Below are 26,294 nucleotides of genomic sequence, written 5' to 3'. Positions count from 1 at the left end.
TTGATTTGCAAAATTCAAAACTATGTTTTATTGGTGCTGGATTTCATGCCTCCACGAATATTTACCCTGCAGCGATCGAAGCAGGCGCAACCATTCAGGCTGTGGCTACAAGGAATCTCGAACGTTCTCAGGCGGCCCTGGTGCGCTTTGGCAGTTCCGGTCAAGCCTATAATCATATTCGCCAAATGCTGGAGCAGGAAACCTGTGACGGGGTCGTCGTCGTTGCTCAGCCTGCGGATCAAACCAAACTTGCTCTGGAATGCATTGGGGCCGGTAAACATGTCTATGTGGACAAACCTCTCGGCTGGACTGCAGAAGAAGCCGAAAAGGTGGCCGAAGCAGCAGATCAGGCTGATGTTGTGGTCATGGTCGGTTTTATGAAACGTTATGCTCCGATTTATCAGAAACTCAAGGCACTCATTGATGAGAGAACACTCGGTAAAGTGCGCTCGTTCCAGATGAAATTTGCCGTAGATAGCACGCCCTTTTGCGAAAATGAAGAACAGTTCATAAAACTTGCTGCCATACATATGGTGGATCTCATGCGCTATTTATTTGGCGAAGTCACGCAAGTAACCGGAACTACTGTAAGAGACGGAAATCATATTAACCAGAGCATTTCCTTGATTTTTGATCAAGGTGTTACGGGCAGTGCCTATTTTACAGGAATGAGTGCATGGTCACGTGAAAGCGAAAGTGTTCTAGTTACTTTTGAGCACGGATTTGCACTAGCCGATGAGATCACCAAACTTACAATCCATGAAACTTATAGAGGAAATCAGCTTCCATGGAAGTCCCTTGGAGAACACGACTCGGTATACACACCTTCCGGCACGCCAATGTCTGGTGCCCATAGGGATCTTTATCTGCGTGGTTTTGTAGGCGAAATGAGACACTTTATGACCTGCTGTCAGACGGGGGCCGTTCCACTCTCAAGCGCCCGTGATAATGTTCGCACGATGGCTTTATGTGACCGAATCCTGTCATCTTTCATATAGAAACAGAAACAGACCCTGTCCATAAGGGTCTGTTCGGGTTCTTCTCTTCCTTTGTTTTCAGTGCTACTATTCTGCTTGTTCCACCGTCTGAATGATAACGGTCCGATTGCGCCCCTCTTCTTTGGCCAGATAGAGCGCATTATCTGCAAGATGAAACAATTCCGTTTCCAAGCGGGAATGCATTGGAAATTCAGCAATGCCTGCGGATATCGTAACCGTACGATCAACAGCGAGCACGCTTTCTTCAACCGAAATCCGAATGCGTTCGGCTATCTCATACGCCTTCTTCGAATCATAATCCCTCAACAGTACAACAAACTCTTCACCGCCAAACCGAAAACAAACATCCTCAGGCCTTACAGACATCTGAATCAACTTCGCGATCTGTTTTAAAACCTCATCTCCGGTCGAATGACCATAGGTATCATTAATTAACTTAAAGCGGTCGATATCGAGAACAATGATTGCAAATGGATTCTCATCATGAGTCCATGCCTGAATCACTTCCTCAAAGGTTCTGCGATTATTCAAACCTGTTAATGCGTCCGTTCTCGCATCATACACCAACTGATCCGTCTTGTTTCTGAAACTTGCCAGGGCTCCAAGAACTGTTCGGGTAAGCAAATCAGCTTCCCTGTTCCAATGCGGCTTCACGACAGGTAACTCCACCCGCCCTTTGTCCACTTGCTGCACAAGATCAGCCAAGAATACAAACGGATGTACCAGCTTCCGCGCAACTCTTAACACAATTAGAGTCAACAATATAAACGGCACAGCTATGTAAAGCAGCAACAGTCCAATCTGACGGTTTAACTGATCATATACGATTTGGGTTGGAGATACGACAACCACTCCCCAGTCGGTTGCTGGAACTTTGTAATATCCTGCAAGCGTATTAATCCCATCCAAATTCGTATATTGCTCTTGACCTGTCTGATTTTTTATCAGTTTCTGCACCACGGTATTATCCCTAATATCTCTGCCAATTCGGCTGACGTTGGGATGAAAAAGCAACGTTCCTTTATGGTCAACTATAAAAAAGTATGTTCCGTTATCGGTTTTAAGTTGACTTCCAAACGACAAATCGAGTATATTATTTTCCTGCAAATAGATGCTGCCACTAATCATGCCTTTGAACTTCCCCACCGGATCAACAATCGGTTCACTGAGAAAAACAATTCTACGATTCGTTCGCGGTGTGAGGTAGGCATCCGATACGTATGCGGCTTTTGATTTGATCGCCGCTTTGGCCGCCTCGGAGCTCACATGTCTACCAATGCTGGCCTGAGAATACGGTGATCTCGACAGTACAAGCCCCATCTTGTCTGTCAAAACCACAGCGTTAAAATAATCACTGCTATTATGGATGAGATCCAGCGCAGTGTTCAGCTTCTCCATATCATTGAAATCGACGTCTTTGAAATGTGCGGCTCCATACTTTAAGCTTTTTTTCATGGATTCAAATAAGGAGTTTAACGTTTGACTCATCTGTACAGCACTCGCATAGTTAACCGAGAGAGTATTGTTGATAAGAGATTGTTTCTGTGTGGTATACGAGGTAATTACCATGATCGTTAGCGTCATTAATACGGAAATGGTAACGAAACCACCAAACAATGCGGCAAGACTGACTTTTTTGAACTTCTTTACTTTTCTGCGTAATCTGGATTTTTTTTTATTTGCAATCATTTTGCTTCCCCCGGATTTTCATAAAAAAGCATACCTATATCATCATATAATAAAGTTGTTAAGAAACAATGAAGAGAACGAGATATCTTAACATTTATTTATAGGATTGACGAATTCATGACAAAATACTACCTCCGGGAAATCAGCGAATTCTCTTCATCTAGTTATCCTTCAATGATATAACCCTCTTCCAGGTTTTGCTCCACAAAGCCCGCCATATACCTCATCCGAACATCAATTGGACGAAGACTGCCCATCAATATGCGATTCTGGACGTCATTGGTCTCGGCCGGAAGTGCAAAGGCACGGACATAGGGAAATTCTATTGCAAGCGTTGTGTAGATTGCATTGACAAGCTGATCGTTTCCAGAACGTCCAAACACATTAAGCAGCACAGCACCACCCGCATACAGTTTGTCTTTTGCCATGTTAAAAAAAGAACGGTTTGTAAACTGTTCTGGTGTGCCCGTTGCCGTAAATGCATCTATAACGATATAATCGTACGTCGCAGTCTGCTCTCGTTCCAGCAGTTCTCGTCCATCACCCACCAGGACGGGTGACCCTTTGTATCCAAAAAAGTGCTGACTGATTTCCACAACCTCTGTATCCAGCTCCGCCACTTTAACTTGTCGATCAGACAGATATGAAGGAATTGTGCCAATACCCTGCCCCACGACGAATACACGATTGTAATGCGGATTATTTCGCTCCATCAGGTGCAGCATGGCCCTCGGGTACTCTAGAACAATTCTGGAAGGTTGCTCTAAATCAATCGCCCCCTGCACGGCATCATTGGAGAACTGCAATACGCGAAAATGTCCTTTTTCCCCGTAAAGCCTTTTCGTCTCGTACACAGTCAATTCATGCTGCTCACTTTTATTCCGGTATAGTACTCTCAACTTCCTGCTCCCTTCGGATGATACGTTGAACCTATGAAATCAATATTACAAAGAACCTGTGTAATCAATCTTGCAAACCAATCGCTTCGTGTAATGCCTGCACATAAGCCACGCCGAGATTGGAAAGTGACGTGCTTTTATGGCAAATCCACCCGACATTGATGGACTCTTCACATTCGAGCGGAACCGGAATGATCTCGTTGCCGTTCAGATCGGCGCTAAGCACTCCAGTCGAGATCGTATACCCGTTCAGACCGATAAGCAGATTAAATAAAGTTGCCCGGTCGTTCACCTGAATGCTTTTCGGATGAGATAACGTACTCAGAATTTCTTCGGAAAAATGAAAAGAATTATACTCCCCCTGGTCAAAGGACAAGTAAGGATAATCCTGAAGCTGCTCAATAGCCACGGACTCCTGCTTTGCAAGCGGATTGTTCACACTGATGAAAATATGTGGTTTCGCTGTAAACAGGCTTGTAAACACAAGTCCGGCATCCTTCAACAATTTGTTGATGACTTTGCTGTTGAATTCGTTCAGATAGAGGATGCCAATCTCACTCCGAAGGCTTTTTACATCCTGAATGATCTCATACGTCTTAGTCTCGCGCAGTGCAAGTTCATATTCATCATGACCATGCTGCTGAACAAGCCTTACAAATGCATTCACGGCAAAAGCGTAGTGCTGGGTGGATACCGAAAAATGCTGCGGAGAAGGCTTCGCATTCAGATAACGATTCTCCAGCAATTCGGCCTGTTCGACAACCTGACGTGCATAACTTAGAAACTCCACTCCTTCTTTGGAAAGAGTAATGCCTTTATTGGTCCGTTCAAAAATGGTAATACGAAGCTCCTGTTCAAGATCGCGAATCGCATTCGATAAGCTCGGTTGGGAGATAAACAAACGTTTGGCGGCTTCGTTCATCGATCCGTGTGTGGCGACCTCGATTACATATTTAAGTTGTTGTAATGTCATCACTTGACTCCTTTTCCCCATATCCTTCGTACATCTTATATTCCATTACATGTCATATTCCATCAAGAGAAAGTTTTCTTTTTGGCGATCCCTGTCACTAGATTCTCTGCTTCCAGCGAACACTGCTCAGGAAACATGCTGCGCTGCTCAAGCTTATTCTGAATAAAATCAACGACCTGCTGCAGAGAGGTGATCTGCTCTTCTACTTTTTTCTGATAATTGACGAGCATCTCCCGTTCCTCCGGGAAATCGTTCAAATCCGACTCCAGCGACATCCGAAGAAATGGCTTCATCTCCTCAAGAGACATGCCCGTTTTCTTCAGACAAGTAATCAGACTCATCGTCTGGATGTCCTGTTCCGAATAGACCCTGTGGCTACTTGCTTTACGTTCCGCACGGGGAAGCAGACCAATTTTCTCGTAATAACGGATGGTATCTTTGGATAACCCCGACCGCTCCGATGTCTCATGAATGGAGAACATACTTTGCTCACTCATCATTAGCCCTCCCATACCCATACTTCTCTCTATCATATAACTTGGAGCTGGCTCCAAGTCAAGCCTGAAATCTACTCTTGACTTGGAGCCTGCTCCAAATTGTAGAATGACCTCTCGTGCAGATTAATCGGTAAACTCACTTGCTCTTTGTATTGCACACCGATTGATTCTGATATAACTCGAATACATGAGGAGGTCATCTAAATGAACCAAGTAAATCCGCTTCGCACTGCCGTAATCACAGGCTCATCTTCAGGCATCGGCCTGGAGCTTACAAAGCAGCTTCTACCGAATCAATGGCAGATTATCGGTCTTAACCGCTCCGCGTTTCCAGCAGACGATCGTGTAATTCAGTCCGCATTAAGCTCAGGTCAGTTGCGAGCCGTTCAAGCCAATTTCACGAATTATGCCAGCCTTCGCTCAGCACTGGACCAGATTCGATCACAGACCGATACCATTGACGTCCTGTTCAACAATGCAGGCGGGAGCACATCAACCCTTCAATACTCCGATCAGGGGCGGGAGCTGCATTTTGAGCTTCAGACGGTGGTTCCTTATATCATTTATCGGGAACTGTATGAGTTGCTCCGCCAAGGGAAGATGAAAACCGTAGTGAACACCTCCTCAACTGCTTTTCGCATGATGAAGACATTCGACCTTGATACACTGGAACGGCCAACTTCGTTCAAAAAGCTGTTTGGCCCTTACGCTGCGTCCAAGCTTGCTCTCTCATTATGGACAGCTGAGGCAGCATCCAGTGCTATGGTGGATGGCATTCGGCTTCTTAGTGTTGATCCCGGTGGAAACAACACGCTAAGAAGCAACAAAACATCCGGTTTGCCCTTCTATATCAAACCTCTTATGAAGCTATTCTTCTCTCACCCGAGTCGAGGTGCATCACTGCTTCATGACGCGGTGCTCGGAAGCGTGAAGCATGATTCCGGTGCGTTTCTGGTTAACAATAAGGCAGCACGCCTTCGTTTTCACGAGCAAAGCTCTGCTGTACTTCAACGGGTGCATGAAATCTATGAGGAGAACTGGACTTGACCGAATAGGGTCAGGTCTTTTTTATCTTTGTCCTTCATATTTTCCAAGCCTGCCTTCATAGGTGTAAGCATAGTGATAAATCCACATGACGCGGATTGCGGCAGATATCGGAAGGAGACATCAGGATGAGTAAAGAAAAACAACCCAGTGCTCAGCCGTTTATTATCCCCCAGCCTATTCGAAGCGACGGGGCAGGCGGCCCGGATTATGGACCAAGAGACGTGTTAAGAGACAAGCAAAATCCCGATATGCTTGTGCCACCTAAGACAGACAATGGCTTGTTACCTAACCTCAGGATGTCCTTCTCTGACACTCATATGCAGCTTAATCACGGCGGCTGGTCACGTGAAATTACGGTGCGTGATCTGCCTGTTGCCACTACGCTTGCTGGTGTGAATATGAGCCTGACTCCAGGCGGCGTCCGCGAACTGCACTGGCATCAGCAATCGGAATGGGCCTATATGATCTGGGGTACAGCCCGGATCACTTCTGTGGATCAGAACGGGCGAAACTTTATCGCTGATGTCGGTCCGGGTGATCTTTGGTTTTTCCCAAAAGGACTTCCTCATTCGATTCAAGGATTAGAGAACGGGTGTGAATTTTTATTGGTATTCGATGATGGAAACTTCTCTGACCTGAATACATTATCTATCTCGGACTGGTTTGCCCATACGCCACCAGAGGTACTATCATTGAATTTTGGCGTTCCTGAGTCGGCCTTCCAGTCGATGCCCAAGGAACAGGTTTATATTTTTCAAGATAATGTACCCGGTTCACTTGAAAGCCAGCGCGTTCAATCCCCCTACGGAACCGTTCCTCTTCCGTTTACCTATCGTTTGCTTGCACAGGAACCTTTGATCACACCTGGAGGAAGTGTGCGCATCGTTGATTCCACCAACTTTCCGATCTCCACTACAGTCGCTGCAGCGCTAGTCGAGATCCAACCTGGAGCGATGCGTGAGCTGCACTGGCACCCCAATGCCGATGAATGGCAGTACTATTTGACGGGTGAAGGCAGAATGACCGTCTTTGGTGGCAATGGTATCGCACGCACCTTTGATTACCGGGCTGGAGATGTAGGATATGTTCCCGTTGCCATGGGGCACTATATACAAAATACCGGTAAAGACACATTATGGTTTTTGGAAATATTCCGAAGTGACCGTTTTGAGGATGTCTCTCTCAATCAATGGATGGCTCTAACACCGCGTGATCTGGTACGAGACAATCTGAACGCTCCTCCAGAACTGCTCGATGCGTTACGAAAAGTGAAATGGCCTGTCGTATAAACTAGTATGAACCTATATCATTTTCGTGAAAATGGGGTAAAAGGGGGAGAAACCCACAAAGACCAAGGAGGAACATGAAGATGAAAGCCGTTACGTTTCAGGGTATCAAGGACATTCAGCTGAAACAGGTCGAAGATCCGACACTGTAACAGCAGGATGACATTATCATTCGTATTACTTCAACGGCGATCTGTGGATCGGATTTGCATATCTATCAAGGCGCGCTTCCTGCTGCAAAAGACTATGTAATCGGTCACGAACCGATGGGCATTGTAGAAGAAGTCGGACCTGAAGTTACACGAGTGAAAAAAGGGGATCGAGTCGTCTTGTTGTTCCTTTCCGATGTGTTGCCGACGGCATACTGGAGTGTTGAAAATGCCGGCGTCAAGCCTGGGGATACCGTCACTGTACTTGGCAGTGGCCCCATCGGGATAATGACGCAAAAGTTTGCCTGGATGAAAGGAGCCAAAATGAAGGAATCAAGATCAGGAATAAACAATAAAAGCAGACATCTCTTAAAAAGGAGGTCTGCTTTTTTGCTCTTGAATTTTCTCCAACTCGTAGGTATTCGCTACCATACCCCTCTCCAAACAAAACAACAAACATAAAAAAGCATCCCTCCAATGAAAATTTCACTGGGGAGATGCCTAGAGTTGATCATCGTTTCACCATTGGTATAGCAAGTTCACCTGAACTTACATTAACCTATTTTATTATTTAACAAGCGCAGGTGACTTCTTCCACAATCCCAGAATGAGACCTGAGATGACAGAACCAATAACAACTGCGAGCAGGAACAATATGGTGTGGTTAGCCAAGAGTGCTACAAAGACACCACCGTGTGGAGCTGGTACGTTGATATTCCACAGCTGTGTAAGTCCACCTGCTACCGCAGAACCAATAATACAGGAAGTCAGTACACGAAGCGGGTCAGCCGCTGCAAATGGAATTGCACCTTCTGTAATAAACGAAAGACCAAGCACATAGTTTGTCAAGCCGGATTTGCGTTCTTGTTCCGTGAATTTGGATTTGAAGAACGTTGTTGCAAGTGCAATCGCGAGTGGAGGAGCCATACCGCCTGCCATAACCGCTGCCATCCAAGCACCGTCTGTATTTCCGCTGGATGTAAATACACCAATCGCAAAAGTATAAGCCGCTTTGTTAAACGGACCACCCATATCAATCGCCATCATACCGCCAAGCAACAAACCAAGCAATACTTTGTTACCTGTACCCAAATTACCAAGTGCATCTACAAGCCATGTGTTCAAAGCTCCGAAAACCGGATCAAAAATGTAATAAGCAATCGTACCAACGATCAGCAAACCAAGAACCGGATAGAGCAGAATCGGTTTCAAGCCGTCAATGGCTTTGGGCAGACCTTTCAGCGCTTTACGCAATCCAATGACAACATAACCCGCAAGGAAACCGGCCGCTAGACCACCAAGGAAACCTGCATTCGAGTTTACAGCCATCAAACCACCAACCATACCAGGCATCAGGGCTGGACGATCACCGATACTCATCGCAATAAATCCGGCAAGTATAGGAATGAGGAAATGGAACGCGCCTGTTCCTCCACCAATGGTTTGCAGCAATTGTACAATTGGATTTTCAGGACTTGCAAGTTGTTCAAACAAGAAGGAGATCGCAAGCAGGATGCCACCGCCGACAACGAATGGCAGCATGTGTGAAATGCCGTTCATCAAATCTTTGTAAATTTTGCTTCCCACGCTTATCTTGCTATCGCCTGTACCCTCATCCTTGGCGTTGCCACCTTGGCTGCGATAGATTGGCGCATCACCATTAACCGCCTTGCGGATCAGTTCTTCGGATTTACGAATACCGTCACTTACGGGTCTTTGCAAAACCGGTTTACCGTCAAAACGAGCCATCTCTACATTTTTATCAGCAGCGATGATGACACCTTTGGCACGAGCGATCTCATCAGCTGTCAATACGTTTTGTGCGCCCTCGGAACCGTTGGTCTCCACACGAATGTTGATGCCCATCTCTTGGGCTTTTTTCTTCAAAGCATCCTCAGCCATAAAGGTGTGGGCGATCCCTGTTGGACAAGCTGTAACAGCAACAACAAAATCTTCTGTATTTGCGTTTCCAACAATGACACCGGAGTTGTTTTTCACGTTGTTAGCACCACTTTCAGTCGAAGATGCTTGTGCTTCTCTCTCTGCTTTAGCTTTCTCTTTCGCAGCTTCCTTCTCCGCAGCTTCCGCTTGTTTCGCATCAAACAAAGCGCTAACTTCTTGAGGCGTATTCGTGTTCATCAGTTCAGCGATGAAATCGCTATCAACCAACAGCCTTGAAAGAGCCGCTAGTGTGCGAAGATGTGTATTGCCTGCGCCTTCTGGTGCTGCAATCATGAAGAAGATATGAGCAGGCTCGTCATCCAATGCTTCAAAGTCCAAACCCTGTTTACTTTTTGCAAAAACGACCGTTGGTTCATTAACCGCTTTGGTTTTGGCGTGTGGCATAGCAATACCGCCGCCGATGCCTGTGCTGGACTCCGCTTCTCTTTTGTAAATCATTTCTTTAAACAAAGCTGGATCATTAATACGTCCACTTTGGTTAAGACTGGCGATCAGTTCGTCGATTGCCTCATCTTTCGTGGTTGCTTGCAGATCCATAATCATCGTTTCCTGGATCATTAAGTCAGTGATTTTCATCTTGGAACACTCCCTTAAGTTCGGTCGGCCTGCACATAGCAGGCCTTATATCCGTTGTTCAAGTTATTCATGGTTATTAAAGCGTTGTAATCGTCACCTGATTACGCAATTCGTCAATAAACTCACGTGTAGCGAGGTCATCCGAGAAGGCTGTCGCACTGCCGGAAGCTACCCCTGCACGGAATGCTTCAAGCAAGTCTCCCTGCAGCACGTAGGTACCCACAAATCCGCCAATCATCGAATCACCTGCACCAACGGAATTTTTCACAGTCCCCTTAGGTACAGTTGCGTGATAGACATTTGTCTCGGTGATAAACAATGCTCCTTCTCCAGCCATGGAGATCAACACATGTTTGGCACCTGCTTCGAGCAATTTACGTCCGTAGGCGACCAATTCCTCACGGGTTTCAATGGTTACGCCAAACAATTCAGCTAGTTCATGATGGTTCGGCTTCACCAGCAGCGGCTGATGAACAAGTGCTTCCATCAGTGCAGGTCCTGTAGTATCAATAACAAACTCGGCTTGCGTCTGCTTGCATACATGAATAAGACGATCATAGAAGTCTGAACCAAGTGATGGCGGAACGCTGCCAGAGAGAATGACGATATCTCCTTTTTGCAAAGAAGACAGTTTATTCAATAATTGCTCGGCCTCTTCTGTTCGAATCGCTGGTCCAAGACCGTTAATTTCTGTCTCATCTCCATGCTTCAGCTTGATGTTAATGCGAGTGTCATCTGCAATGGTGACAAAATCTGTTTGAATCGCATCTTCCTGCAACTTGTCATTAATGAAACGTCCCGTGAATCCACCCAAAAATCCGATAGCTGTGTTCGCAGCACCGAGTTGATTCAGAATTCTGGAAACGTTAATGCCTTTACCGCCAGGTAGTTTCAAATCCCGATTCATGCGGTTAAGCCCGCCAAGCTTCAAATCGTGCACTTCGACGATGTAATCAATGGACGGGTTGAGTGTTATCGTATATATCATCGCTATCCCTCAATTATTTTAGTTTTCTGGGTGATTACCGTCCGCCAATGTTCTGGCATTCGCTCCGTAATCAGATCGGCCTCCTCCAAATCAAACAATTTGGCAAAAGTAATATCCCCAATTTTGCTGGAATCAGCCAGCACATAAGATTTCCCTGACAATTGATGTGCACGCCTCTTAATCAAGGCTTCCTCTGGATCAGGAGTTGTATACCCCATTTCCGGGTCTACTCCGTTACTTCCTAGAAAACACTTGTCAAATCGGAAATTGTCCATGTTCTGCAGCGCAATGCTGCCGATCACCGCTTTGGTATGAATTTTCATCATGCCACCCAGCAAGTAACTGCGAATTCGTTTGCTTACCAGCGCCTCCACATGGGACAGTCCATTGGTCACCACTGTTACATCCCTGGCTTCTATAAAAGGGATCATAGCGAGTGTTGTTGTGCCGGCATCTAGATAGATGCACTCTCCATTCTGGATTTCCTGCGCTGCCAGCCGGGCAATCACTGTCTTTTGTTGAATGTTTTTGAACGTTTTTTCCTCCATGCCTGGTTCTAATGATTTTTCGTTCACCAGTGAAGCACCACCATGAATCCGTTTGAGCATCTGACGGCTTTCCAGATCAATCAAATCTCTTCTAATCGTGGATTCAGAAACACCCAACACATCAACAAGCTCTTGCAACTTCACAATGCCCTGCAAATGTAAGCGTTCTACAATTGCGGCATATCGTTCTTCAGTCAGCATATGCATTCCTCCAACTGCTTCTATAGTATCATAAATCCCGCAAAAAACAATCATTTTCATTCAAAATAATTTAAAAACCTTCAAATTCTTTCACCATTCGACTGATTTGATTGTCCAAGTGTCCCTATCCAATAGTCCATAGCACGCATCTGATAATCTAGTCCCAGTGGTTATGTAAAAAGAAAATTAAGGCAATCCTACAGACGAATCTCTGCGGAGTCGACTGTTCCATATGTTCTTCCTTCTTCACGCCGCTCGTATTCATCTGCATGGATTGGTATCGACGGTTTTGCAAACAAAAATCTGATTCAGACAGGAACAAGCCATAATTGGCTAAAAGGCAAACCCGTCTATTATGCCTGGTGGGGGATTCTGCCGGAAACCGAAACGATCATCCCCCATCCGGTTTGCCCCGGTGACTGTATGCGCGGTAGCATTACTAAGATCACCCGCCTTCTGTGCCAGAGATAAAGGAATCCTGATTCAGGGCAAGCGTGTCTTATCGATACCCGGATCTCCCAATGGTTGCAGAGATGGATTTGTAGTTCGTCGTGCTCAGTAAGACTTGTCGTTAAAAATCCTGCAACAACCGCCGCTTCTGGTGGCAGTGCTGCAGGATTTTGACGTTTTTGTATAATACGGGTGTATTTCTACATTCACTCCGTGGTTCCCACTTCCGGCTTTGGTTTCAACCATTTACCTTCTTCATTAATAAAAGCATCCTTGAATCTTCCCATCTCCAGTTGCTCGATCAGCTTCTCCTCATCCGTTGCCAATATCTCCATTAACTGTTCCAGCGTATAATATTCATCAGGATCATAATCAATCAGGATCGGTACAGCGGTGTCATATAATTCTCGGATCAGATTCTCGAAAGAAAGCCGCCCAAGATTAGGCATCTGCCGATAAACCTGTAATGGTTGGGACACCATATTACGGAATGATTTGTTCTCAAGGTTCATCCACAACGTATTACAAGCTTGTACACTCATAAAATTTTGCTCTACATCATAGAACTGCACTTCCTCAATTTTCATAAATTTCTCTTGAAAAGCTACAATTTTGATTAGAGGTACATTGCGTATACGTGATGCCTTTTTCACATGAGCCCTGAATTGCTCATAATTCATTTGTTTTATTTGTTTCTTTTGTTCCATTTCTTATCCCTGCCTTTAACATGATCCAAACGACATTTTACAACAAATCAACACCGAGTGTAAGTCACATTGTAAAAAAACAAAAAAAACGTGCAGCTTCACCTGCTGCACGAAAACGATCATAGGGTTGCATCAGCCAAGAACCGGGCGTTTCGCCCATGTCTCCGTAAACTCCGCTTCATTGTAATCATAAAACTCACGAAGTGTCTCCTCCCGGTCATCGAGGAACAATTGATCGGCTATACCTGAAACCAGTTTGGGAATAGCGCTTCTGGTGCCCGATATCGCTGAAGCAGACAACCCACAACTGGCCAGTGCCGAATAATTGAATATAAACAAGCCATGCAGTAGCGCTTTTCCCTGTTCACTTTTACTGGTCATTGCAAATCCGGGCGTTAAAAAAGGGTGTGCATCAAGTAGGGCATTCCGAACTTCCAACGGGGCTTCATAACAATCTTGCCAGCGAGCAATATGCTGATCCACGAGTTGCAGTTCAGGACGAAGAGCGGGATCGCTGAGCAGACCTGTACTTATAATAAGAAAATCAAATGTATAACTTCCATGGGGAGTTTCAACCTTTGCCCCTTGATCCGTAGCTTGCACGCTTAACCAAGGCGAGTCCAGATGCAGCTCGAATCCAGGCCAAGATGCAGCGCGGTTGAACGTATCATTGGTAGGTGGCTGATTATATTTGAAAAAGTGAGATATCACCTGATACTTATCCGCAATAGGCAAAGCGTGAAACCGCTCGATCATGCCGGATTGTTCCATTTGGCGAATGGGATTGACACGTGGTAATTGTGCACGTCTGACAAAAACATGAGCTTCAGCCACACCTGAGGCCAGCACGTGATTTGCATTATCAAAAGCCGAGGCCCCACCGCCGAGCACTGCCACCTTTTTTCCATTTAACCGCTCAAAGTCAATCCCTTCTGAAGTATGGGCATACAAATCTCGCGGCAGATGATCTGAGATTAGTGAGGGTACATGCCACTCGCCGCCTCCTTGAATACCGGTCGCAAGCACAACTTTCCGAGCCAAAATGTGCTTTTCACGACTTCCTTTTTCGATTACATGTAGCCGATGGATTCCCTCCCGTCCAGGCTCAATGAGATTCAACTTAATTTCGTTCTGTACTGGAAGGTCCAGGATTTCCCGATACCAACGCAAATAATTCATCCAGTCTCCGCGAGGAATTTTATCGATCTTCTCCCATCCCTCAACACCTGCCTGAGCCTCCCACCATGCACGAAACGTCAGCGATGGAATCCCTAAATCGATAGAAATTAGGTGTTTTGGTGTCCGTAAGGTTACCATACGTGCATAAGTTTCCCATGGTCCTTCTTGTCCAGCCACATTTTCGTCGATGATCAGAATATTCGAGATTCGTTCGCGCAAAAGTCCAAATGCGGCCCCAAGGCCACTCTGTCCACCGCCTACAATAACAACATCATAGACATGCCCCTCTGCATGCTCTCTTGTACGAACCCAGCTGGTACCTCCAAAACATAAATAAGCTAAATCATGCTTCACACGTTCATTCAAAGCTTCGAGGCCCATACTTCACCAACCCTTTCATGATCTATCTAGAACAGGCTCCGTTGCATTCATACATACTTATCTCTAGGTTGCATTGCAATATCCGAATAGAATTAGCGTTATTATATGAGTTGAAATCCAGTAGGGGAAGCTAACAGAAACGTAATTGTCATTCAACCTAAAAATGATGGGTATACTTGTTTCTTGATACTAAAGAAGATTACTATGTTGTAAAGTAGAGCTGAGATGCTCTTTATTCAATGAAGATAACTGGAGAGCATACAAAAAGACAGACTCAGATCTGCTCCAAGCCTGTTTTTCTGTGACTCCCCTTTGTTGTAATTCTGCCAAATTATCTTTTTCCCTCTTACATGACCTTTTATATAGGCGTGCCTAAGTCATCTGATGAACAGACCAGAAAATCCCGTTCGTCGAACCACTACCTAAGTTGAGTGAAATGGTAAGGCCATTCGCAGCATAGAACAGCCCAATGACGTCGCCTGCATTTAAAGCCACTTCCACCGCTAATGTAACAGAACTGCTACCGAGCACAGCTCTAAGGGTAAGCAACGTAACAGCTACATTCAGAACGGGCAACAATCCACTCACTAATGTTGTTACGGTTGGCGATGTTCTCTGAACCAGAAAAGCCGGATTTACTCCTGCACCCAGAGAAAGAGCAATGGCCGCGGTTGTTGCATAGTTAATTGTGGCTTCAATTGAATACCTTCCTGTCGTTGGAATCGTATAATTGCCTGTTGTTGCATTAAAGTTAGGACTAGTGTAGAACGGACTGGCTGTCGACCAGTTTGTTAATTGTGTACTTGTAGACGTAGTCAGATTGGCGAGAAAAGCCGAAAAGCCTTCGGTTGCAACATTAGGACCAGTCGCTCCGGTGGCTCCTGTTGTACCCGTGGCTCCGGTGGGGCTCCTACTGTGCCCGTCGCACCGGTAGCTCCAGTCGATCCCGTCACACCTGTGGCTCCGGCATCTCCAATAACTCCGGTCGCACCTGTTGCCCCAATTTCTCCCTTGACTCCAGTTGTTCCCCTCACACTCGTTACTCCAGCCACTCCAGTAGCTCCGGTTCCACCTGTTGCCCCCTTTATCCCTGGATACCCTCTTGGTCCCCGTAAATAAAGAGGATCACATCTCCTTTTTCTTTTAGCTTTATGTTTATTCTTTATATGAGATTTATTTTTTTTAACTAAAATCAACCTTGTTTTTGACTTCTTTTTAACTTTTCGCCGTGTTTTTCCAGTTAAAGATAATTTTAATTTTCTCTTCTTTTTAGGTATGCTACTCACAAGACAATCCTCCTTCCTTACAGAAGAGTCCTTCTACCGATGTTGTATTCATTTACTTTATGTCTAAGACTAGCTATGTGAGCCGCCTAATTCACAGGGATTCGTCGAGTCTTAAGCTCATAGCAAAAAACAGCTACCTTCGGGAAATACACCGACTGTAACTGTTTTTAGTATTCGTATGAAATGACTACTACCTCAAAAGCATCCGCTGTCGCGATTCTGAATCTAGTTTTGGACAGGTGTTACAATAGCCGTGGGCAGAACTGCCGCTACCCACTTGATACGCCAGACAGCAATACCTGCGGATCAGAAGCGGCGGCCCCTGCCACTCCGGATGTTCAAAGCGTTGAAACCGAGTGAAAAATGAATTATTCGTTGATTCCTCTAGCCATACTTGTACATCATCCTTAATAAGCTGAAGTCGCTTATCCGTCTTCCATATCGCTTGATCTTCGATCAGTCGCGTAAGCAATTGTTGCACATTATGAGCAACCAGTGCATTCATAACCCTCAGGTTAGCTCCCGTTGCCGCTGCAACTGATTGGAAAATACGTCCCAAGTGCAGCTGTAAACTATCCCGTAGCATACTAATTTCTGTCCTGCGCTGAGCCAAAACCTCACTAGTTGGAGCTACATTTGCCCCAATCCCCAGTCCTGAACCATTATCTAGACTTCTTTCCAACCGAGTCTCATAGCGCATGCCGCCCGTGCCATTCAATTCAAATCGGACAACATCATCCTCGATATTCAGAAGAGTATCATATAGACTGCAAGCTGAGATTACAGCCATAACCCATACCGAATATCGCTTGGCAAAAAGGGTACCTACCGCCACACTTCCTGTGCCGTCTTGATCCAGTCCCTGTTGTATGGCTTGTTGGTGTAATATCAAGTCTCTCTTCTCATCATGCAGCAAGTCACCGACAGCAAAAGCATAGGTGGAAGATTCATCGGCCCCACGGATACTCGTCACAAAAGACGTTTCCAAAACAGCCACCATCTCTGAACGGTCATTCCCTGAATAAAGTACCATCTATTGAATCATATCTTTAATTTCATTTAATATTTCGCTTCGTCCTATAACTCCCCACCCTTTAAATAGCCAGAAGGAGTCGGTTTGATAGACCTGATCAGCTCCAACAGCCGGGACGTTTTTCCAAAGTGCGCTTTCTTTCATCTTGCTTAAATAATCCTGGGCATTGGGGTCAGCTTCAAGCACAACATAATTGGCATCGATATCTGCTATCTTCTCCATAGATAAATCCTCACGTTGGTCAGCAGGTGTCACAGCAGAAGGTTCAAACCCAAGATCATGATACAAAAGTGTATTCGTAGGGTGACCTTTGGCCGCATAAATTTGCAGGTTCTTCTCCCTCACTCTCAGATATGCCAATTTTTTCGTATCCAATTGTTCGATTTTACCTTTAAGCTGATCGGCTTGTTGCTCTACTTCCGCAATCTTTTCTTTAGCCAGATCAACCTTATTGTACATTCCAGCAATAGTCAGCAAATCCTGAGTCCAATACGTTGTATCGTCTTTGTAGTCCATCCAATCGTCACCCAATACAATCGTAGGAGCAATTTTCTCCAACTGATCATATGAATTTTCAGCTGTTCGACTTTCAATTACAATCACATCGGGATCAATCTGAACAATGGCTTCAAGGTTGGGACTATCTGCCGAACCTACCGTTGGAACACCCTGAAGCTGATCTGCCAGATAGGGCAAGTAATCTCCACCGTAACGTACTTCTACATTAACACCCGCAGGTTTCTCTCCAATGCTAAGCATGTGATCAATATAGGCGGCAGATAACACAACCATACGCTCTATTTTTTGGGGTACAACCGAAGTACCCTTCAGGTGGTTGACTGTTTGTGTGCCCTTCTCTTCCGCCGTCGTATTCTGTTTTGAAGATGTTGCATCTGTTCCTTCCGTTGTTGTCTTGCCACATGCTGCTAGAACGAGCATGAGCAAGGACAAAAAGATCATATAGGCTGTTCTCTGTCTTAGCATTCGTTATAATTCCCCTTCTCTACTTAATAATAATAATCATTATCATTATGGTAGGGAAAAGCAAACAAGCTTTCCATGGATTATTCCACTCTCTTTACGTGTAAAATATCACCCTAAGGCAACACCAAGCTTCTTGGCTACATACTTCATAGCCCTTATACGTCCGGTTGGACCCAGCGTTTGGAAGAAAATATCCCCTGCATCATAAACACGGCCTTCCAGTACAGCCTTGCATGTCATCCACTCATCAGACTTCAGCAAACGTTGCAATTGAATACGGGCTTCTTCTGTCGGATCCACCATAATAAATAGATGATCCGCGTTGTATAACTGCACATCATTGATGTTCATCTCCACAGCCCACTGTTCGCTTGGGTAATCCTCTGGCATATGTAATCCCATATCGTCATACAGCAAGGAACCCGTCTGATTATGCAATCCATACATTCGATAAAATTGGGAGGAAACGCGGATAAACATAGCGGACTGCCTTCCCCATTCGGAGTGAATACGCTTTTGAAGAACATGGCTTAAATCCGCATGCTGTTCAATCCAGCGAATAGCATGTTCTTTACGTCCCATAATATCCGCCATATACAGCAGACTTTCGCCAACTTGATTCGTGTGTTTAAGGATAGCTGTAGGAGCAATGTGATGCAGGGATTCATTCGGTTTCATACGGTCACTCGTAATGATTAAATCTGGCTGCAATCCCTTCAACTTATCATAGTTCTGACCGGAACTGTCCAGAATAAGTCCTTGAAAAGAATTGGCTTGATGTGCAGGCATTAGGGTAGGATGAGCTACTCTCTGAACATAAGATAAAGCAGACACAGGTTTCAATCCGAGTGTTAGAACAACATCATCCAACCCATAGTACAATGTTGCAATACGGCTAACTTTATTTTTCATATAAAAAGCTGGAGCAACACCTTCATTTTTCTTAAACACCCGGCTGAAATAGTGCTCGTCCTTGTATCCGACCTGCTCCGCGATCATCTTGATTTTATCTGTAGAAAACAATAGCTGTTTAGCCCTATTCATCCGTAGTTTCAGGATATAATCGATCGGTGTCATCCCAAATTGACGTTTGAATGATCTTATAAAATGATTCACACTAAGTCCTGCCAGGCGGGCCATGTCATGTATTCGAATTTCCTTCGTATAGTGATGTGTCATATAATCTATGGCCAGATCCATTCCTGCCTGAGGTTGACCAAAGGGTTGCACATAAGTCATCAACTGTATTAGTAGCTGGTGCACAAGATATTTCTTGCCTATGTTTTCCGATTCTGCTCCAGTGAAATTTTTATAAAATAATCGATCCATCATTTCTTGAATATCTCGCCTAATGGAAGAAAGTTTGAGCTTCCCCGTAATGGGAAAATCAAAGGCCTCGGTTCGCCATACATTATGCGTTCGAACAAGTCCAACACCGGAAAATAAGATGAGCTGATATCGGATCGGGGCTTCTATATCCGTCTGTAATTCCACGTGCATACCTGGGCTAAGCATAAACCAATCGTCGCGGGACACCGTATGCATTACATTATCGATTGTCAAAGTCCCTCTGCCATCCATTACTCTGCATACGGCAAATCTTCTCCATACCCTGTGCTCGGCTTGTCCTGGAGTGCCAGCATATTGGCAGATGTGAACAGACGAAAGATATAGTTGCTCCAGTCGTTTAATCCAGTCATTACTTTCCATGATAACTCCCTTTCCTTATGATAAGTCCTGCTTCTCACCAGATTAATAATTTGTTTTTTCCGTTTCACTAGCAAAAGCCGACACTTTTTTATTTTCATTATAGTTTGAATGATAATAATTCTCAATAAAACTCATGCCGAGTTAAATTATTCTTTTAGGGACAACCTATATTATTAACCTCTCCTTTTTATGAATATCTACGATAAGATAGTTTAAAAAAAATCCATTTTTTCTTTTTTTCAACCTGTTGCATTCTTATCTATGACATGTTATATTAATTGAGCCATCAATGATTGACGTATCAACTATTGATCCATCAACGATTGAGAGAGCTACAGAATCATGAAGCAATGGCATTGTATACTGGCAACTTTAATTATTTGTTAACATACGCCGTTGTTGATTGGATTCACCCGGGAGGTCTAGTCATGACACGTATGGTTTCCAAAGAAGAGCAGATCATTAATCTGCTGAATGTGCTGGGGAACAAAATCAGTCCCAAGTTTGAACGCTGTACCGGGATCAGTTCCTCTCGCTTTGAAATTCTGCACGAGCTGGATCAGGTAGATGAGATCAACCAATCCATGCTCCAGAAGATCATTAACATCGACAGTGCAGCAATTACACGCCACCTGAAACAACTTGAAGCGGATCAGATGGTTACAAGACGCAAAAATCCTGAGGATAATCGGGTAACTTTTGTTCGTCTAACGGATCATGGGCGCAAACAGATTGAAGGATATAAAGCAGAGAAAACCAATTATATTCATCAGATTCTGGATGGTTTCAGTGAAGATGAGATTCAGGCACTGGCCGATTTCTTGGAACGTATGCAAAACAATTTTTAAACCATATATAGAGGAGAGATTCCCATGTCTACAACACAAAGCAAATTCCAAAAAACAAATGATTTTAACGAAATTACGTACGGTCGTCGTTCCGTCAAATTGTATGATCCAGAAGTAAAAATCAGCCGTGAAGAAATGACTGAAATTTTAGCAGAAGCTTCCCGTGCTCCATCTTCCGTAAACATGCAGCCTTGGCGCTTCCTTGTTGTTGATACACCTGAAGGCAAAGAAAAGCTCGCACCACTTGCTAAATTCAACCAAAATCAAGTGCTGACTTCTGCCGCTGTAATCGGTGTGTTTATCGATATGAAGAATGGAGAGTACTTGGAAGAGATCTTCGGTAAAGCGGTAGAGCATGGATATATGCCTAAAGAAATCGCTGAACAACAAGTGAAAGTGGTTAAACCTTACTACGACCATATGCCTGCTTCCGATCTGCGTGACGTTAACCTGATCGATGCTGGTCTGGCTTCCATGCAATTGATGCTGGCTGCACGTGCTCACGGTTATGATACAAACCCAATTGGCGGATACGAAAAAGCACAAATCGCTGAAACATTCGGCATGGATAAAGACCGTTATCAACCGGTTATGCTGATCTCGATCGGTAAATCTGCCAAAGAAGGTCACCCATCTTACCGTCTGCCTGTAGATACAATCACAACTTGGGCATAATTAGGCTCAAACAACATTTGCTTTTAAGTTGCTCAAACGACTTCAATAATAAGGATTAGTGGAGCACTTGATTTTTTACTCATATATACAAACTACTTTCTGGAGGTCACAACTATGATTATCATTCACGCACATTTGCAAGTACAAGCCGCTCAAGAAGAAGCTTTCCTGGCTGCTGCCAAAGAACTGATCGCTGCGACACGTCAAGAAGAAGGCAACATCAGCTACGATCTAGTGAAAAGCACAGAACGTGAGCAAAGCTACACGATGATCGAGCTGTGGAAAGATGAGCCAGCAACCGCTGCCCACAACGCTAGTGCTCACTTCCAAGCGTTTGTTCAACAAGCTGCGGCATTCATGGCTGCACCAATGAACGTAGAAGTGTTTGCCGGCGAAGCAGTTAAACACTAATACACATAAAAAGAACCGTTTGGATCTCACCGAGAGGTGATTTTCAAGCGGTTCTTTTGCGTGTTAAACAGCTGGAAATGGTGCAATATTTCCTATGCTCCTCCTGAAATGGTACAATAAGAAAAGCGACATACATAATATATTCGGAGGTATATGCTGATGAAGATGAAAAAAGGACTGCTTTCAGGTTTCCTGGTTCTGGCTTTAACTTCCACTCTTCTCGTATCTACAAATGTAAGCGCAAACAATTCTGCCGACTCACGCTCTCCTCTCTCTTATTCCCTCGTAACCAAAGGTTATGACTGGGGTCCTGGTGTTTACAAGATCATTCTGGATACAGGCATAACCGTTCAAGGAAATACACTGACCAAAGACACATTCAAGGTTTTTGCAGAACGCAGTTATCCAATGATAAATTTTCAAACACAGCAAAAGTATGATGGCTCCGACAGCAGTAGCCGAACGATTGAGAAAGTTTACCTTTCGGACAAAGATGGCAACAAAACTTCCCTGTCCACAGGACAATATATTACGATAGAGATGAAAGTCCATCCCGATCTAATGACAACAAGCCCGTTTATGTTTGATCTACAGTCATTTACCAATAAGTATGTTGACCTTCAATATACGATTGTTCAGCAAAAATCCCTTCAAGATAACATGGGCAATGCCATTGAGCATATGACCACAAGACCAGACACCCCGCATACCATGATCGAACAAGGTGTTGATGTGTTTGATACATCCGGCAAATTCAGTTACAACGACTCCAAGTTCGGTCAGATTAATCTAACGTACGCTTCCTATATGCCGGAAACCAGCAAGAAAAAACCGTTGATCATTTGGCTTCATGGTGCCGGTGAAGGAGGTACTGATCCGAGAATTGCCCTGCTGGGTAATAAAGTGACAGCTTTAGCCGATGAATCTATCCAGAAGTATTTTGGTGATGCCGCTGTATTGGTGCCCCAGACTCCAACCTTCTGGATGAATGATGGAACCGGGCAATATACCAAAGACGGAAAGAGTATGTATACGAAACCGCTAACCGCGTTGATCAAGCAATACGTGAAACAGCATGCAACGGATATTGATACAGACCGAATCTACATTGGCGGTTGCTCCAATGGCGGATTTATGACTCTGAATATGCTGCTTGCGAACCCGGATTACTTCGCAGCTGCTTATCCTTCCGCAGAAGCTTACGAGGATCGTTTGTTGACCAAACAGGATATCGCCAAACTGAAAAATATTCCGATCTGGTTCACGGCTGCAGGAGCGGATCAGACGGTGGATACGTCCAAAACATCAACAGCTACCTACAAGCGCCTGGTTGCTGCGGGCGCCAACAATGCTCATTACTCCTACTTTGATAATGTGCTGGATATGAGTGGAGTATACACCAAAGGAAACGGCGATAACACGCCATATGAGTACAACGGGCACTGGTCCTGGATTCCTGTTTTAAACAATGACATTGCCAAAGACTTCAATGGTAAACCTGTGAAAATCAAAGGTAAAACCGTAACGCTTATGGAGTGGCTGGCTAACCAGAAAAAGTAACAGGCCAGAGCATGTGCACTTCGCTGGAGCCGCAACATGCGGCTCCTTTTCCATTATATTCATTTTTTCAATTACACCATTCTGATTGATCTCGCTTCCTTTTATATAACTACAGGCCACGTGCCGGAGGAATGCTTTGCGGGTTGTTGAACACATTTTGGGGATCGTACTTGGCTTTGACTCTGCGTAATCTCGCATAGTTCGCCCCGTAATACACCGGACCTGAACGTTTGATGCCTTGATCCGGTACATTAATGTAGGAACCGACGATGTAAGGCTGTAATTTTTGGCGTGTGTTACGCACAATGGCAATATTTTTAGCCGCCTGAGACGGTTTCGTCCAGGAACTGTTCCATTCCACATAGAACTTGGCTTTACGCCAGTAGAATGCTGTGGAGGTAGGTGATTTACGACTGACAGCTCCGCCCCAGTTGAGGAAAAAGAATCCGGCGAACTCTCCTTCCACATTTTCCAGAAACGCTCGCATCGATTTGATGGCCCGATCAGGAAACGGCTTTCGTCCAAATCCAGAGGAAAATTGATTACTGTATCTCTGAGTAAGTACAGGATCTGGAGGTAGAAGAAAAGTAACAGCCTCTGTGTAAGGCACTGAACGTATGATCGTCTGGGAAGGTGTGCCCGTGCTGGTCATTGGCTTTAACAAACGCAGTGCCTCGGATTTAGAACCCAGAAACAAACCTTCCATACTGACATTGCCACCCTTTTTGGGCCCGATGGACAGTTCACTCCCCAGCCTGGTATCAACGGAAGGCGCCCACTTTTGCCACACTTTGAGCACTTTCTCGAACTGAGCCCAGGGCCAGGTAATTCGATATACTGTCGCTCTGGCTGGCGCCCGGCGTACTTTGAATTTGTAACGGGTGTAGACCCCGAAGTTTCCTCCGCCGCCACCTTGCGATGCCCAGAACAGATCTGCATTGCATTTTTTGTTCGCACGAATGATTTTCCCGTTTGCATCCACCATCTCAAATTCCAGCAGATTATCACTGATCAGACCAATCGTTCGTTGAAGAGGCCCAATCCCTCCCCCAAGTGTAATACCACCTATACCAACGGTTGGGCTATCCCCGAATGGAGCGATAAACCCCTGACGTGCAAGTGTATGTGCAATTCGCCCAACACGGTTGCCTGCTCCCACAACCACGGTTCCTGTCTTTTTGTTCAGCTTGATGGTGTTCAGATCACTAACATCAATGACAATCCCGCCATTCACCTGTGACAGATTAACCTCAAGCGCATGTCTTCCACTCCGCGGCCGGATGGGTACATTATTTTGGCGAGCCCATTTGATGGCGTTGGAGACATCTTTCGTTTTTTGAGCAAAAACGAAGACTTTAGGGTACCTGTCGGTATGCGGGTCCCAGTTTTTACGTGCCGCTTCATACCCTGGGTCACCTTTGAATATGACACGTCCGGTCAGTTTTGTTTTAATATTTGTTTTCACACATCCCACTCCCTGCGTTTAGCATCGTTATACAGCATTGCTGCATTAGGCATTTTATACTGTATGACCGACACACGCGGAGGGAATGGGCTACGGACTGTCCTGTAAGTAAAAAAATCCCCTTAAAGCGGATAGAGCGCTGTAAGGGATTACTTTCATTTCATAATTGTCGTTCAGGTAATTGTGAATTAGTCGCTATATGGCTCGATTTTAATGAGTTTGCGCGGTTCTTGTTCTTTTTCACCGTACCAGACGAGTACATCAGCGAACAGATCCATGATACGAATAAAGCTTTTTTTGTCGGCTTCCGTAATCTGATCTGCGAGCTTAAATATGTCATCAAAACAAAGCTCACGAACAAATGCGGTGTACTTCGTATATACCTCCCGCCCTTTGGCAGACGGTTTGACATAAATATCTTTGCGGTTACCACTCAGATGATATTTTTCAAGCAGTCCTTTTTCGGTCAGATTTTTCACATTTTTGGAAAAGGTGCTACGGCTAACGCCCAAACGTGCGGCCATCTCGGACATCTTCTCTTCCTGATCCTCTGCTTCCAGAATATATTCAAGCGTCTGAATCTGGGCTGCAGAGAACGTCATATCTGTTCCGTAACTTCGTTGCAGCTTGTAGGTGTTCGAGTAAGCATTGCCGTACTTGATGATCTTCTCGACAAGCTCCCGATGGTCACCCATCCAATCTAATTTCATGCGTAATCCCTTTCGTCTTCGAATTCTCTCTCTATTACTCTACTGAAATCAGATTCGTTTTTCAATCCATGAGATCGCTTCTTCAATCACTTCATCCCGCGCCGTTTCGTTAAAAATTTCATGCATGAGATGTGCATAGATTTTCAGTGTTTTATCTGTCGAAGCGATATCTCCGTAAAAGTCTCGGGAATCCTGTTCGCTAACCAGTCCATCATTCGCTCCGTGTAACACAAGCACCGGATCAACGAATTGCTTTGCATGTTCTTTCAGCCATTCTACTCCATATCCCAGACTGTTAAACAAATCTACGGAAATCTGCTTTTCTACCAGTGGATCACTCGCGTAAGCGGATACAACTTCAGGAACGCTGCATACGCCGCTGCCAAGTTCATTCGGGAAATAGGTGCCTGCAGGCAGATCCATCGGCAGGTCCCCAGCCACCTTGGTATTATAACGAGTAAGCGCTCCCGACAAAACGATGCCTTTTACTTTTCCCGGATATTTCGTTGCAAATGATGATGAAGCAAAGCCACCCATACTATGTCCAATGATATACAGTGGGGTATCTCCACTTTCTTGCAAGGCCACCTCTACTACAGCGTTGACATCATCGATCAAATGATGAAAATCACTGTAAAATGTGCGCTGTCCTTCCGATCTCGCATGACCCCGATGGTCGAAACGATATACGTTGAATCCACGCTCGTTCAGTTTCTCAGTCAAATAATCATATCGGCTGGCATGCTCCGCCAATCCATGTACAATGACTACGGCTGCCTTCGCATCCTCAACTGAATTTTTGCTGAAATAAAGCTGTGTTCCGTCAAAGGATTTTAGTGTTGTTTCGATGCTGTTCATCGTGTATCCCATCCTTTTTCTTATTTTTATGTTCGTTATAAATAATATTGTTTCTTACAGAAACAATATATCACTCTTTCCCAGCACGTGTCTACAAATTTTTATAACGCTTACATTTTGAATTTGTGGAAGTTCCCCTTTTACACGCGTCAAGTTTATATTGTCTTGCAACGCTATATGTTCCCGTCGTAACGAAGTTATTCTCAACGTAAAAAGACCCGCTA

At 44.8% G+C, this 26,294-nt stretch carries 23 protein-coding genes and 3 pseudogenes; 9 read left to right on the top strand and 17 right to left on the bottom strand.

The genetic code is table 11. The features are described 5' to 3' along the window. Nucleotides 1–5: 5 nt before the first annotated feature. Complete coding sequence (locus EC604_RS11130; RefSeq protein WP_123064252.1) at nt 6–998, top strand: Gfo/Idh/MocA family protein; 993 nt, start codon at nt 6–8, stop codon at nt 996–998. Nucleotides 999–1,064: 66 nt separating this feature from the next. Here EC604_RS11130 and EC604_RS11125 read toward each other — a convergent pair whose 3' ends face one another. The 4 genes from EC604_RS11125 to EC604_RS11110 all read right to left on the bottom strand — a co-directional run bounded on the left by EC604_RS11125 (nt 1,065) and on the right by EC604_RS11110 (nt 5,056). Next, on the bottom strand, nt 1,065–2,687 hold the full coding sequence (locus EC604_RS11125; protein WP_123064251.1) for a sensor domain-containing diguanylate cyclase: 1,623 nt from the start codon (nt 2,685–2,687) through the stop codon (nt 1,065–1,067). Between the two features lie 164 nt (nt 2,688–2,851). Beyond that, nucleotides 2,852–3,586, bottom strand: a complete 735-nt coding sequence (locus tag EC604_RS11120) for a spermidine synthase (protein ID WP_123064250.1) — start codon at nt 3,584–3,586, stop codon at nt 2,852–2,854. A gap of 64 nt (nt 3,587–3,650) precedes the next feature. After that, nucleotides 3,651–4,559, bottom strand: coding sequence for a LysR family transcriptional regulator (locus EC604_RS11115; RefSeq protein WP_123064249.1), 909 nt, complete (start codon nt 4,557–4,559; stop codon nt 3,651–3,653). A gap of 62 nt (nt 4,560–4,621) precedes the next feature. Next, nucleotides 4,622–5,056, bottom strand: a complete 435-nt coding sequence (locus EC604_RS11110) for a MerR family transcriptional regulator (protein ID WP_240036812.1) — start codon at nt 5,054–5,056, stop codon at nt 4,622–4,624. Nucleotides 5,057–5,260: 204 nt separating this feature from the next. Between EC604_RS11110 and EC604_RS11105 the strand changes: the two genes are divergently transcribed. The 3 genes and pseudogenes from EC604_RS11105 to EC604_RS11095 form a co-directional block, all read left to right on the top strand. Beyond that, nucleotides 5,261–6,103, top strand: coding sequence for an SDR family NAD(P)-dependent oxidoreductase (locus tag EC604_RS11105; protein ID WP_123064247.1), 843 nt, complete (start codon nt 5,261–5,263; stop codon nt 6,101–6,103). 125 nt (nt 6,104–6,228) lie between these two features. After that, nucleotides 6,229–7,392 carry an oxalate decarboxylase family bicupin gene (locus EC604_RS11100; RefSeq protein ID WP_123064246.1) on the top strand — a complete coding sequence of 388 codons (1,164 nt, stop codon included), beginning with the start codon at nt 6,229–6,231 and terminating at the stop codon, nt 7,390–7,392. Nucleotides 7,393–7,472: 80 nt separating this feature from the next. Beyond that, nucleotides 7,473–7,862: pseudogene (locus EC604_RS11095) on the top strand (alcohol dehydrogenase catalytic domain-containing protein); the annotation flags it as partial. 243 nt (nt 7,863–8,105) lie between these two features. Here the strand turns inward: EC604_RS11095 and EC604_RS11090 are convergent. The 3 genes from EC604_RS11090 to EC604_RS11080 form a co-directional block, all read right to left on the bottom strand. Further along, nucleotides 8,106–10,076: a PTS fructose transporter subunit IIABC gene (locus tag EC604_RS11090; protein WP_123064245.1), complete on the bottom strand. Its 1,971-nt coding sequence runs from the start codon at nt 10,074–10,076 to the stop codon at nt 8,106–8,108. 76 nt (nt 10,077–10,152) lie between these two features. After that, nucleotides 10,153–11,064: a 1-phosphofructokinase gene (gene pfkB / locus EC604_RS11085; protein WP_123064244.1), complete on the bottom strand. Its 912-nt coding sequence runs from the start codon at nt 11,062–11,064 to the stop codon at nt 10,153–10,155. A gap of 2 nt (nt 11,065–11,066) precedes the next feature. Further along, nucleotides 11,067–11,813, bottom strand: a complete 747-nt coding sequence (locus EC604_RS11080; RefSeq protein ID WP_111273017.1) for a DeoR/GlpR family DNA-binding transcription regulator — start codon at nt 11,811–11,813, stop codon at nt 11,067–11,069. A gap of 177 nt (nt 11,814–11,990) precedes the next feature. On the opposite strand from EC604_RS11080, the pseudogene EC604_RS11075 reads away from it, so the two are divergent. Then, nucleotides 11,991–12,284: pseudogene (locus EC604_RS11075) on the top strand (G1 family glutamic endopeptidase); the annotation flags it as partial. 185 nt (nt 12,285–12,469) lie between these two features. Here EC604_RS11075 and EC604_RS11070 read toward each other — a convergent pair. The 7 genes and pseudogenes from EC604_RS11070 to EC604_RS11045 form a co-directional block, all read right to left on the bottom strand. After that, complete coding sequence (locus EC604_RS11070; RefSeq protein WP_123064243.1) at nt 12,470–12,970, bottom strand: hypothetical protein; 501 nt, start codon at nt 12,968–12,970, stop codon at nt 12,470–12,472. A gap of 132 nt (nt 12,971–13,102) precedes the next feature. Continuing rightward, entirely contained in the window at nt 13,103–14,530 is a 1,428-nt protein-coding gene (locus tag EC604_RS11065; protein ID WP_123064242.1) for an NAD(P)-binding domain-containing protein, read from the bottom strand. Between the two features lie 372 nt (nt 14,531–14,902). Further along, on the bottom strand, nt 14,903–15,118 hold the full coding sequence (locus EC604_RS30500) for a hypothetical protein (protein ID WP_240036840.1): 216 nt from the start codon (nt 15,116–15,118) through the stop codon (nt 14,903–14,905). A 258-nt stretch (nt 15,119–15,376) separates the two neighbouring features. Next, a pseudogene (locus tag EC604_RS30495) lies at nt 15,377–15,696 on the bottom strand (hypothetical protein); the annotation flags it as partial. Nucleotides 15,697–16,006: 310 nt separating this feature from the next. Further along, nucleotides 16,007–16,849 carry a (2Fe-2S)-binding protein gene (locus EC604_RS11055; RefSeq protein ID WP_123064241.1) on the bottom strand — a complete coding sequence of 281 codons (843 nt, stop codon included), beginning with the start codon at nt 16,847–16,849 and terminating at the stop codon, nt 16,007–16,009. Then, nucleotides 16,850–17,833, bottom strand: coding sequence for an ABC transporter substrate-binding protein (locus EC604_RS11050; RefSeq protein ID WP_123064240.1), 984 nt, complete (start codon nt 17,831–17,833; stop codon nt 16,850–16,852). Nucleotides 17,834–17,941: 108 nt separating this feature from the next. Then, nucleotides 17,942–19,543: an AraC family transcriptional regulator gene (locus EC604_RS11045; RefSeq protein WP_123064239.1), complete on the bottom strand. Its 1,602-nt coding sequence runs from the start codon at nt 19,541–19,543 to the stop codon at nt 17,942–17,944. Nucleotides 19,544–19,971: 428 nt separating this feature from the next. Here EC604_RS11045 and EC604_RS11040 point away from each other — a divergent pair, with 428 nt between their 5' ends. From EC604_RS11040 to EC604_RS11025, 4 genes are all read left to right on the top strand, one after another. Further along, on the top strand, nt 19,972–20,391 hold the full coding sequence (locus EC604_RS11040) for a MarR family winged helix-turn-helix transcriptional regulator (RefSeq protein ID WP_123064238.1): 420 nt from the start codon (nt 19,972–19,974) through the stop codon (nt 20,389–20,391). A 24-nt stretch (nt 20,392–20,415) separates the two neighbouring features. After that, nucleotides 20,416–21,066, top strand: coding sequence for a nitroreductase family protein (locus EC604_RS11035; RefSeq protein WP_123064237.1), 651 nt, complete (start codon nt 20,416–20,418; stop codon nt 21,064–21,066). Between the two features lie 114 nt (nt 21,067–21,180). Next, nucleotides 21,181–21,477: a putative quinol monooxygenase gene (locus tag EC604_RS11030; RefSeq protein WP_123064236.1), complete on the top strand. Its 297-nt coding sequence runs from the start codon at nt 21,181–21,183 to the stop codon at nt 21,475–21,477. A 159-nt stretch (nt 21,478–21,636) separates the two neighbouring features. Continuing rightward, the gene (locus tag EC604_RS11025; RefSeq protein WP_161556917.1) at nt 21,637–23,037 is read left to right on the top strand and encodes a prolyl oligopeptidase family serine peptidase; all 1,401 of its coding nucleotides are present in this window, start codon (nt 21,637–21,639) and stop codon (nt 23,035–23,037) included. A gap of 109 nt (nt 23,038–23,146) precedes the next feature. Here EC604_RS11025 and EC604_RS11020 read toward each other — a convergent pair whose 3' ends face one another. The 3 genes from EC604_RS11020 to EC604_RS11010 form a co-directional block, all read right to left on the bottom strand. Then, complete coding sequence (locus EC604_RS11020; RefSeq protein ID WP_123064234.1) at nt 23,147–24,502, bottom strand: FAD-binding oxidoreductase; 1,356 nt, start codon at nt 24,500–24,502, stop codon at nt 23,147–23,149. A 188-nt stretch (nt 24,503–24,690) separates the two neighbouring features. Then, entirely contained in the window at nt 24,691–25,212 is a 522-nt protein-coding gene (locus EC604_RS11015) for a MarR family winged helix-turn-helix transcriptional regulator (RefSeq protein ID WP_123064233.1), read from the bottom strand. Between the two features lie 48 nt (nt 25,213–25,260). Then, a complete protein-coding gene (locus EC604_RS11010; protein WP_123064232.1) occupies nt 25,261–26,070 on the bottom strand; it encodes an alpha/beta hydrolase in 810 nt (269 codons plus the stop codon). Nucleotides 26,071–26,294 lie beyond the last annotated feature (224 nt).

Origin of the sequence: Paenibacillus amylolyticus, from assembly GCF_003719335.1 — a bacterium.
GTDB lineage: Bacteria > Bacillota > Bacilli > Paenibacillales > Paenibacillaceae > Paenibacillus > Paenibacillus amylolyticus_D.
Note: the sequence above shows the minus strand (reverse complement) of the source record. Positions and strands in the feature narration are given on the sequence as shown.